The following is a 7,916-nucleotide window of genomic DNA, read 5'->3' as shown; positions in this document are numbered from 1 at the left end:
CTCGATCGTGGCGATCTTCTTCGCCCTGGGCGCCGGTGTGGTGCTCGGGGCCGGCCCGTTGAAGGGCACCGGCAGCGAGCTCGTCCAGGCGCAGGCCGACAAGGACCGCCAGCAACTCGCCGACGCCCGGGCGGAGCTCGTGCAGACCAAGGCGCTGGACAAGTACCGCGACGACTACGTCGCCAAGGTGACCGCGGGGCTGACGACCGGCAAGCTGGCGAACAAGAAGATCACGCTGATCTCGATGCCCAACTCCGACAGCGACCTGAGCGACGGCGTCCAGGCCGAGCTGGAGAAGGCCGGCGGCCAGGTGTCCACCAAGGTCTCGCTGGACCCGAAGCTCTTCGACTCCGGGCAGCGTCAGCTGGTCGAGACGCTGGTCCAGCAGCTCGTCACCGCGGACATGAACCTCCCGGCGAACAGTACGACGTACCAGCGCGCGGGTCTGCTGCTGGCTCGCGGTGTCGCCGCCAAGGAGGAGGGCAAGAGCGTCGACTCCGACGCGACCAAGGTGCTGAGCGGGCTGACCGGCGCGAAGTTGCTGTCGCTGAAGCCGTCGACGGTGAAGGACCGGTCCAGCCTGATCGTGGTGATCGCCGCGGATCCGCCGACGCCTGCGCCGGACAACTCGACGTACACCGACGCCGTGGACTTCATCAAGGGCCTGGACATGGGTAGCGGCGGGGTCGTCGTGGCCGGTACGGCGGCGTCCGCGAACGACGGTGGCCTGATCAAGGCCTTGCGGAGTGACTCCGACGCCACCAAGATCGTTTCCTCGGTGGACGTGGCCGATCTCCCCGCCGGCCAGATGACCGTGGTGTTCGCACTCGCCGAGCAGGTCACCGGGAAGGCGGGGCAGTACGGCGCGATCAACGCGAAGAACGGCGTGGCGCCGGCAGCCGTACAGACGAAGGACAACTGACGTGGGAATTCTCAGCGCTGCCGTCGCGGCGGCCGCTACTTCCGGGCTCGAGCGCGCGGCCGAGAAGCTGCCGAAGGAGAACCGGGAGCCTTTCGAGCGGACGAACCACCGTGGTGAGGCGGTGACGCTGCTGGAGGGACCGGGGGCCGTCCTTGGCGCTCTGGCCGGTGTGCTCGCCTCCCGCGGCAGCAACAAGGTCAAGGCGGCCGCTGTGGTCGCGGGTGCCGTGTCGGGTGCGGTCGGTGCGTACGACGACATGCGCGGGACCACGCAGACCAAGGGTTTCCGTGGGCATCTGAGCGCGCTGCAGCGCGGTGAGGTGACCAGCGGTGCGGTGAAGATCCTCGGGGTCGGCGTGGCCGGTATCGCTGCCGCTGCACTGCTGCCGCGGAAGTCGCGTGGCGTGAAGGCGGTGGCCGGTGTCGTTGCCGACGGCGCCTTGATCGCCGGTACGGCGAACCTCACCAACCTGCTCGATCTCCGCCCCGGCCGTGCGTTGAAGGCCGTGACCGCGTTGAACGCACCGCTCGCCGTCGTGAACGGCCCGGCCGGTGCGGTCGTCGGCGCGGCCGCCGCCTCCGCTCCCGCCGACCTCGGCGAACGCGCGATGCTCGGCGACTGCGGCGCGAACGGCCTCGGCGCGATCACCGGTACGGCGCTCGCCGCGTCCCTGCCGCGTCCGCTGAAGACGCTCGCGCTCGCGCTCGTGGTCGGCCTCAATCTGGCCAGCGAGAAGGTCAGCTTCACCAAGGTCATCGCCGACACCCCGGCCCTCGACAAGATCGACCAGTGGGGCCGACGCCCCCGGTGAACAAAGACGGCTCGGGCGCCAAGCGCCCGACCGGGTCCTCCGCTCAGGGCGGTTCGTCGGGTGGGTTCGGGGGCGCGCGGATAGCTCAGGCTGCGTTGCTGGTTGCTGCTGTCACCGTGCTGGCACGAGTAGTCGGCTTCGGGCGATGGCTGGTGTTTTCGAAGACTGTCGGGGCGGGCTGTCTGGCCGAGGCTTACACCACCGCCAACCAGCTCCCCAACATCTTGTTCGAAGTGGTTGCCGGCGGTGCGTTGGCCGGGGCGGTCATCCCGGTGCTGGCCGGTCCTGTCGCTCGGGGCGACAAGGCCGCGCAGGGGCGGATCATCGGGGCCTTGCTGTCCTGGTCGTTCGTGCTGCTGACGCCGGTCGCCGTACTGGCCTGGGTGCTTGCCGGCCGGTACACCAACGCCATGCTCGACCCCGGCGCCGAGTGCCCTGGCTCTACGGCGACCGCGACCCGGATGCTGGCGATCTTCGTGCCGCAGATCTTCGGGTACGCCGTCGCCGTGATCGCCACCGCCGTACTCCAGTCCCACAAGCGTTTCGCGGCCGGTGCCCTGGCCCCACTGATCTCAAGCCTGGTCGTGGTCGCGACGTACTTCGTCTTCGCGGCCGCCGCGCCCGACGCGGACCACGCCTCGCGTGGCGCCAACGACGTACTGGCCTGGGGAACGACGGCCGGTGTGCTCGCTCTTGCGCTGACTGTGCTCGTCCCGATGCTTGTGCTCCGCCTACCGATCAAGCCGACGCTCAGGCTCGACCCTGGCGTCGGTCCGGTACTAAGGCGGCTCGCACTGGCCGGTCTTGCCGTACTGATCGCCCAGCAGCTCACGTTCGTCGTCACGACGTACCTGGCCAACCACCGCGGGGTAGCGGGCAGCATCGCCGTCTACACGTGGGCGAACGCGATCTACCTCCTCCCGTACGCCGTCCTGGCCGTGCCGATCACCACCGCCGTCTTCCCCCGCCTGGCAGCGGCCTTCGAGGCAGGGGAGGGCTTCGACAGGTACGCCGCCACGTCCACGCGCGCCGTGATGCTGGCGGGTGGTGCGGGCGCGGCACTCCTGATCGGTACGGCGGTACCGGTCGCTCGGATCTTCGCGTACGACCACGGCGCGGTGCAGGCGGACAAGGCGACCTCACTGGCCAACGGGCTGCTCGCGTTCGCTCCTGCGGCCATCGGGTTCGCCGTACTCATGCACGTCGGCCGTGTGCTCTACGCGCGGCACTCGGGCCGTGAGGTCGCTGTGGTGACCTCAGGCGCCTGGGTGCTCGTAGCGGTAGCCGGTGTGGTGCTCACAGCCCACTGGGACGCAGTACCCGCGCTGGCGGCCGCCATGTCGATCGGTGTGGTCGTCGGAGCGTTCGTACTGCTTCTGGTACTGCGTCGTGAGGCCGGGCCCGGTGTGCTGATCGGAGTACCACGCGCGCACCTCACAGGCCTCGCAGGCGCCGTACTGGCGGGTGCTGCCGGGTGGGTTGTGGCCCTGCCGGCAGGACATGGCGGAGTCGGCAAGGCGGTCCTGTTCGCGCTCCTGTCCGGGCTGGCGGTTGTCGTCGTGTACGCCGTTGTCGTGCTTGCATTGGATCGCGCGGATGCTCGCGCACTCGTACGACGGGAGAAACCATGAGGATCGGGCTGCTGCTCGCGGAGTCGCGGGGCGGGATCGGGCAGCACGTTGCCTCGCTGGTGCCGCGCTTCGTGAGCGCTGGGCACGAGGTGGTGGTGTGCGCCCCGCCTGGTACGGCCGAGCACTTCGACTTTGCTCCTGCGACCGTCGTGACCCAGGCGGCCGGGCTGCGCGGCTGCGACGTGATCCACGCGCACGGGTACCGCGCAGGCATGGCAGCGCTGCGGGACAGGTCCCGGTTGCGCCCACTTGTCGTCACGTGGCACAACGCGGTGATCGCAGCGGGGCCACGCGGTCTGGTCATGCGCATGGGGCAGCGGCTGGTTGCCAAGGGCGCCGACCTGACGCTGGGCGCCTCCAGCGACCTGGTGGAGCTGGCCAAGAGCCTTGGCGCCCGCAACGCTCAGCTGGCACCTGTAGCGGCTCCTGCGATGCCCACGGTCCATACGTCGCGTGCCCGGGTCCGCCGGGAGCTAGGCCTCCGCGACCAGCCCGTCGTCCTCACGGTGGGCCGGTTGGCGTCGCAGAAGGACTACCCGACGCTCCTGTCCGTAGCGGCTCGCGTACACGAGTCCACGCCAGACGCGGTGTTCGTAGTCGTCGGTGACGGACCGTTGCGGGACAACCTGCAGGCGCGGATCGACGCGGAGCACCTGCCTGTGCGGCTGCTGGGGCATCGCAACGACGTCGCGGACCTTCTGGGTGCCGCGGACGTGTTTCTGCTCACGTCGCACTGGGAGGCCCGCGCCCTGGTGCTGCAGGAGGCGATGCAGGTCGGCGTACCGGTGGTCGCGACCGCGGTCGGCGGCATCCCCGAGCTGGTCGACGACAGCGCGGTACTGGCGTTTCCAGGCGACGCCGACGGGCTGGCGGACGGCGTACGGGCGGTCCTGTCGGAGCCCGAAACGGCGAACGCTATGCGGACACGGGGCCGGGAGCTGGCCGCGAGATGGATGGACGAGGACGCGGTGGCGAAGAATCTGCTCGACATCTACGCGGGTCTCGTCGCGACCGGTGCTTGACAAGAGGTAGGCTAGAAGCCCGTGGACAGGGCTTCGAATTCCCAGCAGACCAAGCACGTATTCGTCACCGGTGGCGTGGCATCCAGTCTCGGCAAGGGACTGACAGCGTCCAGCCTCGGCAGTCTGCTGACGGCACGGGGCATCCGCGTCACGATGCAGAAGCTGGATCCGTACCTCAACGTGGATCCCGGCACGATGAACCCGTTCCAGCACGGCGAGGTGTTCGTCACCAACGACGGCGCGGAGACCGACCTCGACATCGGCCACTACGAGCGCTTCCTGGACCGCGACCTCTCCCAGGTCGCAAATGTCACCACCGGCCAGGTGTACTCGAGCGTGATCGCCAAGGAGCGCCGCGGCGAGTACCTCGGCGACACCGTCCAGGTGATCCCGCACATCACCAACGAGATCAAGGAACGGATGCTCGCGATGGCGGGCCCGGACGTGGACGTCGTCCTGCACGAGATCGGTGGCACGGTCGGCGACATCGAGTCGCTGCCGTTCCTCGAGGCGGCCCGGCAGGTCCGGCACGACGTCGGCCGCGACAACGTGTTCTTCCTGCACATCTCGCTGGTGCCGTACATGGCGCCGAGCGGTGAGCTGAAGACCAAGCCGACCCAGCACTCGGTGGCCGCGCTGCGCTCGATCGGTATCCAGCCGGACGCGATCGTCTGCCGTGCCGACCGGCCGATCCCGGACAGCGTGAAGCGGAAGATCTCGCTGATGTGCGACGTCGACGTCGAGGCGGTGGTGGCCGCCGTGGACGCGCCGTCGATCTACGACATCCCGAAGGTGGTGCACGCCGAGGGCCTGGACGCGTACGTCGTACGCCGGCTGAACCTGCAGTTCCGGGACGTCGACTGGACCCGCTGGGACGAGCTGCTGCGGGTCGTGCACCACCCGAAGGACGAGGTCACGGTCGCGCTGGTCGGCAAGTACATCGACCTGCCGGACGCGTACCTGTCGGTCGCCGAGGCACTGCGCGCGGGCGGGTTCGACAACGACGCCCGGGTGAACCTGCGCTGGATCGCCTCCGACGAGTGCGCCACCCCGGAGGCCGCGGCCCGGCTGCTCGGCGACGTGGACGCGATCTGCATCCCGGGCGGCTTCGGGGTCCGCGGCATCGAGGGCAAGATCGGCGCGATCCGGTTCGCCCGCGAGCAGGGCATCCCGATCCTCGGGCTCTGCCTCGGCCTGCAGTGCATGGTGATCGAGGTGGCCCGCGACCTGGCCGGACTCGACCAGGCGAACTCCAGCGAGTTCGACCCGGACGCCGAGCAGCCGGTGATCGCGACCATGGAGGAGCAGAAGCACATCGTCTCCGGTACCGGCGACATGGGCGGCACCATGCGGCTCGGCCTGTACCCGGCGAACCTGGCCGAGGGCTCGATCGTCCGCGGCCTGTACGACGCCCCGTCGATCCAGGAGCGGCACCGGCACCGGTACGAGGTGAACAACGCGTACCGGGACAAGCTGGAGGCCGCCGGGCTGGTGTTCAGCGGGCTGTCGCCGGACCACGAGCTGGTCGAGTTCATCGAGCTGGACAGGGCCGTCCACCCGTACTTCGTGGCCACCCAGGCACACCCGGAGCTGCGCTCACGGCCGACCAAGCCGCACCCGCTGTTCTCCGGACTGGTCGCGGCCGCGCTCGACCGGCAGCGCGAGTCCCGGCTGCCGGTGGAGGAGCCGAAGCCGGCGGTCGCCAAGAAGACGGCGGTCAAGGCCTGATGAAGGACTACCCCGAGCTCCGGTTCGGCGCCGGCCTCGCCGACCGGCCGGAGCACTGGCCGGTCTCCGCCTCCGAGGTGGTGCACCGAACGGGCCGGGTGATCTCGGTACGCCGGGACACCATCGAGCCGCCCAGCGGTACGCCGTTCGTCCGCGACGTCGTCGTACATCCCGGAGCTGTCGGCGTGGTGGCGCTGGACGAGAACAACCGGATGCTGCTGGTCCGCCAGTACCGCCACCCGGTCGGCCACAAGCTGCTGGAGGCTCCGGCCGGCCTGCTGGACGTGCAGGGCGAGCAGTACCGCCTCGGCGCCGAGCGCGAGCTGTGGGAGGAGACCGCCACCAAGGCCGCCGACTGGCGGGTCCTGGTCGACGCCTTCACCTCACCCGGGCTGACGAACGAGGCGGTCCGCATCTTCCTGGCGCGCGACCTCTCACCCGCGGACGAAACCTTCGAACGCGAGGCCGAGGAAGCCGACATGGAGACCGTCTGGGCGCCGCTGATCGACGTGGTCGGCGCCGTCCTGGCGGGCCGGCTCCAGAACCCGATCCTGATCATGGGCGCGCTGGCGACCTGGACCGCCCTCAACGGCCCCGGCTTCGACACCCTCCGCCCGGCGGACTCGCCCTGGCCCGCGAAGGACCACTGAACTACGCGGAGGTCTTGACCGGTTGCGGTGCGTGCGGGTATTTGTTGCTGACAACGATGTCACTCCATCCGTGAAGGTTGGTCCCGCCCATGCGTCGTTCCGCGTTGTCCCGTCGTGCGTGTTTCCTGGTCGCCGGCGTCCTGATCGCAGCCCTGGCTCCCACGGCGCACGCCGTACCTTCACCGTCGCCGGCTGATCCCGGCGCCCGTCCGACGACCGCCACACCGCCTGATCCGGCGGTCGCCGGGCTCCGGGCGCCTGTTGCCGGCGCCGGCCGGATCACTACGAGTTCGGTGGATCCGGCCGAGCATGTCGATCCGTTGATCGGTACGTCGAACGCGGGCGACACGTTTCCCGGGGCCGTGATGCCGTTCGGGATGTTCTCGTTCAGTCCGGAAACGAGCCGGGGGAACGCGTACCGGACCGCTGCGCCGGGCGGGTACCTGTACTCGGCCGGCAAGATCCGTGGATTCAGCCTCACCCACATGAGCGGGACAGGATGCGCGGGCGGGTCGGGGGACATTCCGATCTACCCGCTGGCGTCCACGGTGACCTCGTCGCCGCAGAGCGATGCGAAGGACACCGTCTACGCGTCGACGTTCAGCCATGCGAACGAGGTCGCGAAGCCGGGGTACTACAAGGTCGGACTCGACTCCGGCGTGACGGCCGAGCTGGCGGCGACGACCCGGACCGGTTCGGCGGCGTTCACGTTCCCCGCGGACAAGGCCAAGACGGTGATGTTCCGTACGTCGAACTCCGAGGTCGGGTCCAGCGACGCGCAGGTCGACATCGACCCGGTGCACCGCACGGTCAGCGGATCGGTGACCAGCGGCAACTTCTGCGGGTACCTCGCGAGCGTCGGGCAGCGCAGCTACTACACGCTGCACTTCGTCGCCGAGTTCGACCAGCCGTTCACGAACCAGGGCACCTGGACCGACACCACGGTGACACCGGGCAGCACGAGCGCCCGCGGCGGTACGACGTACGGCTCCAACGGCTGGATGCCGGCCGGGAAGGGCTCCGGCGGGTACGTCGGGTTCGACAGCGACAAGGTGACGATGCGGATCGGCATCTCCTACGTCAGCGAGGCCAACGCCCGGCAGAACCTGCGTGCCGAGAACCCGCGCGGTACGTCGGTCGACGTGACGGCTC

General features: G+C 69.6%; 6 protein-coding genes and 1 pseudogene. All 7 read left to right on the top strand.

The annotated features are described in order from the left end of the window. Positions 1 to 922, top strand: a 922-nt coding sequence (locus VFF46_RS28790; RefSeq protein WP_325040359.1) for a copper transporter, incomplete at its 5' end; no start/stop codon positions are given. Between the two features lies 1 nt (position 923). After that, complete coding sequence (locus tag VFF46_RS28785) at positions 924 to 1,733, top strand: hypothetical protein (protein ID WP_325040358.1); 810 nt, start codon at positions 924 to 926, stop codon at positions 1,731 to 1,733. 152 nt (positions 1,734 to 1,885) lie between these two features. Further along, positions 1,886 to 3,364, top strand: coding sequence for a murein biosynthesis integral membrane protein MurJ (gene murJ, locus VFF46_RS28780; protein WP_325040357.1), 1,479 nt, complete (start codon positions 1,886 to 1,888; stop codon positions 3,362 to 3,364). Further along, positions 3,361 to 4,386, top strand: a complete 1,026-nt coding sequence (locus VFF46_RS28775) for a glycosyltransferase family 4 protein (RefSeq protein ID WP_325040356.1) — start codon at positions 3,361 to 3,363, stop codon at positions 4,384 to 4,386. Before murJ ends, VFF46_RS28775 begins: the two co-directional genes overlap by 4 nt. A gap of 21 nt (positions 4,387 to 4,407) precedes the next feature. Next, the gene (locus tag VFF46_RS28770) at positions 4,408 to 6,114 is read left to right on the top strand and encodes a CTP synthase (RefSeq protein WP_325040355.1); all 1,707 of its coding nucleotides are present in this window, start codon (positions 4,408 to 4,410) and stop codon (positions 6,112 to 6,114) included. Further along, positions 6,114 to 6,764, top strand: a complete 651-nt coding sequence (locus VFF46_RS28765; RefSeq protein ID WP_325040354.1) for an NUDIX hydrolase — start codon at positions 6,114 to 6,116, stop codon at positions 6,762 to 6,764. The genes VFF46_RS28770 and VFF46_RS28765 overlap by 1 nt, the downstream gene beginning before the upstream one ends. 89 nt (positions 6,765 to 6,853) lie before the next feature. Next, positions 6,854 to 7,916 (top strand): annotated as a pseudogene (locus tag VFF46_RS28760) (glycoside hydrolase family 92 protein); the annotation flags it as partial.

Source organism: Kribbella sp. (assembly GCF_035655035.1).
Lineage (GTDB): Bacteria > Actinomycetota > Actinomycetes > Propionibacteriales > Kribbellaceae > Kribbella.
The sequence above is the reverse complement of the archived record's forward strand: the minus strand, read 5'-3'. Positions and strand labels throughout refer to the sequence as shown.